The 3,717-nt window shown below is 34.9% G+C and carries 4 protein-coding genes; all 4 read right to left on the bottom strand.

The window, feature by feature from the left end:
- A partial coding sequence (locus N4A35_01240) for a hypothetical protein (GenBank protein MCT4580014.1) occupies positions 1-977 on the bottom strand: 977 nt, incomplete at its 3' end.
- A 168-nt stretch (positions 978-1,145) separates the two neighbouring features.
- Positions 1,146-2,141, bottom strand: coding sequence for a GTPase ObgE (gene obgE / locus N4A35_01235; protein MCT4580013.1), 996 nt, complete (start codon positions 2,139-2,141; stop codon positions 1,146-1,148).
- 3 nt (positions 2,142-2,144) lie between these two features.
- Positions 2,145-2,714 carry an adenylate kinase gene (locus N4A35_01230; protein MCT4580012.1) on the bottom strand — a complete coding sequence of 190 codons (570 nt, stop codon included), beginning with the start codon at positions 2,712-2,714 and terminating at the stop codon, positions 2,145-2,147.
- A 47-nt stretch (positions 2,715-2,761) separates the two neighbouring features.
- Complete coding sequence (gene hpt, locus N4A35_01225) at positions 2,762-3,298, bottom strand: hypoxanthine phosphoribosyltransferase (protein ID MCT4580011.1); 537 nt, start codon at positions 3,296-3,298, stop codon at positions 2,762-2,764.
- Positions 3,299-3,717 lie beyond the last annotated feature (419 nt).

Raw genomic sequence — 3,717 nt, 5'->3', positions numbered from 1 at the left:
GTTTTGGTTTTTCCATCAGTCCAAGTATATGATCCACATGCAACCTGCGTGTCAGTAGTGTTAATGGTTGAGTTGATTGTTAAGTTTAACGTCACAACAGAATCACACCCTTGTATAGAAGTTAAGGTTTGGGTAGCGGTATTATTGGAAGCTGTATAGGTATTTCCATCAGTCCAAGTATATGAACCACATGCAACCTGCGTGTCAGTAGTGTTAATGGTTGAGTTGATTGTTAAGTTTAACGTTACAACAGAATCACACCCTTGAGAAGAAGTTAGGGTATGGGTAGCCGTATTATTAGAATTAGTGTAGGTATTTCCATCAATCCATGTGAATGAACCACAAGCTAATTGTATATCAACTCCTGTTGTATTGCACCCCCCATCATATTTATAATCAAAATCGAAGTAAACATCTTCTGTAGTTGCAGTAACATTATAACAACGCATAGCAACATAATCATTGGTGTTTCGTATTCTTCCTATATAGACATCGTTTTCAGAAACACTTTCAACCGAAATAGATGGTGTTCCAGAATTATAAGTACTTTCCATTACACTAGCATTGTTAAGCATTCCATAATTAAAACTTGTGGGAGCTTTTACCCAAAGCGTAATACCATTACCTGTAATATCTCCTGCCCAAATAGAACTCACTCCACTGGTAAAACCAAAACTAGTGCTGGCATTAGAAGAATAAGGCCCATTATGTTCTACAAGGTCTATATTCATCTCTTCACCCATCGTATAAGGGCCAAATGAGTTGGGGTCAAAACTGTTATAATAGGTATGGTTTACAAAATCATAACCTGATTGAGTTCCATTAGCACTTCCTCCATTTCCTCCATTGATGATAGCACTATGGTGTTCATAGATTCTCATTCCAGTAATTTCATTTAGCCCTTGAGCGTTATGATTTAACGTAAATAGCAATAGGATTAGAAAGAGGGGAATCGATAAATAATATTTTTTTTTCATTTTTAAATAAATTAATTAGTCATAGAACAAATTTAGATGATAAAATAATTAATTTATTGGAGAATTGAGACACTACGAAAATTTCCTTTAGTAGTAAAAACAAAATGAGCCCGGGGTTTATCCGAGCTCATTGATGACTTTTTTTTTGATGCTTAAGTTTATTCTTTTTTATGTATTAATCTTTTTCCAAAGCAGATCTTTTAACTCAGGTATACCTTTCCCCACTACAGAGGAGATAAAGACAGTTTCAATACCTTCTGGTAATTCTGCTTTTACTTCTTCGATGAGTTCATCATCTAACATATCGCTTTTAGTAATTGCTAAAACACGATCTTTATCCAAGAGTTCTTTATTAAAAGCTCCAAGTTCATTAAGAAGAATAGCATATTCTTTTTGGATATCATCAGCATCAATAGGTATCATAAAAAGTAATAGTGCATTACGTTCTATATGTCTTAAAAAACGATGTCCAATTCCTTTCCCCTCATGAGCACCTTCAATGATTCCTGGGATATCAGCCATTACAAATGACTTATAATCTCGATAATTTACAATTCCCAAGTTGGGAACTAAGGTTGTAAAGGGATAATTGGCAATCTGCGGCTTAGCAGCAGAAACAACGGATAGCAAAGTCGATTTCCCAGCATTAGGAAAGCCAACTAAACCAACATCAGCCAATACTTTTAATTCTAAGATCTTCCATTCCTCTTTACCGCGTTCACCGGGTTGGGCATACTGAGGGTTTTGGTTGGTTGCCGATTTAAAATGAGCATTTCCTAAACCTCCTTTCCCGCCTTTTACAAGAATATATTCTTGTCCATCTTCGGTAATTTCACAAAGTATTTCGCCCGTATCAGGATCTTTTGCAACAGTTCCAAGTGGAACATCTAAATATTCGTCGGTACCTTCTTTACCACTACTGTGGCTCTGGCTTCCACCTTCACCATGTTGAGCAATAACATGTTTACGGTACTTTAAATGTAATAAAGTCCATTCGTTCGTTGTGCCTCTTATAATTACGTGTCCACCACGACCTCCATCTCCACCATCAGGACCTCCTTTTGCGGTAAGCCGATCCCTATGAAAATGTTTAGACCCAGGTCCACCATTCCCAGAACGACAACAAATTTTTACGTAATCAACAAAGTTTGTACCTCCAGCCATTTTTTATTGATCAATAGCGTTGTATAATCTTTCAGAAATTTCATCAATAGAACCAACTCCATCGATTTTCTCAAATTTATTTTGAGCAGCATAAAAGTCTGCAACTACAGCAGTATGTTTATTGTAAACTTCAATTCTGTTTCTAATGATACTTTCATCAGCATCATCAGCTCTACCACTATCTTTAGCTCTTAATAAGATTCTTTTCACTAATTCATCATCCTCAACATCTAAAGCAAGCATTACTGAAACTTGAGTGTTTTTCGAAGCCAAAAACTGTTCTAAAGCTTCAGCTTGAACTGTTGTTCTTGGGAAACCGTCAAAAATAAACCCATTAGCGTCGTTATTTTTATCAACCTCACTTTCTAACATCCCAATCGTTACTTCATCAGGTACTAAATCTCCTTTGTCAATATATTGTTTCGCTAGTTTTCCTAGTTCAGTTTCGCCTTTTATATTAGCTCTAAATATATCGCCAGTAGACAAGTGAACAAGATTATATTTGGCTACTAATCTAGCTGCTTGGGTTCCTTTACCTGCACCTGGAGGTCCGAATAATACAATGTTTAACATAGTTTTGTAATTTTGATAAACCTATCTTGAAATAGATTCGTTTTTTATTAATCGTTAATAATATATATATCTTTTAGATTTCTTCCTAATCCATCGTAATCTAAACCGTATCCCACCAAAAATTCGTTCCCAACCGTGATCGCTACATAATCAATAGGAATGTTTTTCTGATAAGCATTAGGTTTAAAGAGTAAAGTAGCAACTTTTAATGAAGATGGTTGTTCCTTAGAAAGTACTTCATATAATTTTTCTACAGTATTACCAGTGTCTACAATGTCTTCAATGATGATAACATTTCGGTTTGTGATGTCTTCTTTGATCCCTAAAACTGTCTGAACATCTCCAGTAGATTCTGTACCTTCATAAGAGGCCATTCTGAGAAAGGTAACCTCACAATTTCCATCAAATTCGCGAACTAAATCGGCCGTGAATAAAAAAGAGCCATTTAAAATTCCAATAAAAATGGGGTTGGTGTCTTGATAATCTTTTTGGAGTTGTTTTGCTAATTGTTTTATAGCATCTTGAATTTCTTTTTCAGTCAAAAATGGTCTGAAAGATTTATCGTGTAATGTTACGTTTTGCATCTAACTATAGATTAAACGACAAAAATAGTAAAGTTTATGGAATATATAGTGTGAGCTTACCATAATTTGTATGCAATGAACTTAAATTCGAGGCTTTGAGTAATGTTTAACTAGAAAGTAGGAAATAGAATAAAGAGAAAAGAAAATAGAACAGAGACAATTAGATGATGAGATAATAAGCTAATGAGATGATGAGATAATAAGCTAATGAGATGATGAGAAAATAGCAAAGATAAAGATTCAATCCATTATAGCATTTCATCATTGTATCATTACAGCACTAATCCAGTCAGTTCGAGTGCCGACAGAGGAGGTGTATCGAGAACAAGACGGCTTGTTGAACCAGGAAATAGAATAAAGAGAAAAGAAAATAGAACAGAGACAATTAGATGATGAGATAATAAGCTAATGAGATGATG

Source organism: Flavobacteriales bacterium, from assembly GCA_025210295.1.
Lineage (GTDB): Bacteria > Bacteroidota > Bacteroidia > Flavobacteriales_D > Parvicellaceae > S010-51.
This window is presented reverse-complemented; position numbering and strand designations above follow the sequence as displayed.